Source organism: Mesorhizobium sp. M1A.T.Ca.IN.004.03.1.1, from assembly GCF_003997555.1.
In the GTDB taxonomy this organism is placed as follows: domain Bacteria; phylum Pseudomonadota; class Alphaproteobacteria; order Rhizobiales; family Rhizobiaceae; genus Mesorhizobium.
On record NZ_RZTV01001111.1, the window covers coordinates 1 to 235 of the forward strand.

Sequence of the window (235 nt, forward strand, 5' to 3'; positions counted from 1 at the left end):
GATGCGATGACGCGCGTCGAGGTCCAGGATCATTTGATCGACCGTTGGCGTGCGAATGCCACGACGATGCTGCTGGTCACGCACGACATCGAAGAGGCGGCTTTTCTGGCGGATCGCGTGGTCGTGATGCGCCCCTGGCCGGGACGCATTCTTGAGGTGGTCGATGTAAAGCTCCCGCGGCAACGCAATCGCATGTCCGACGAATTGGCTATCGTCAAAAGGCGCCTTTCCGCCC

At 60.9% G+C, this 235-nt stretch carries 1 pseudogene; it reads left to right on the forward strand.

The features are described 5' to 3' along the window. Positions 1 to 235, forward strand: a pseudogene (locus EOD29_RS35125) (ABC transporter ATP-binding protein); the annotation flags it as partial.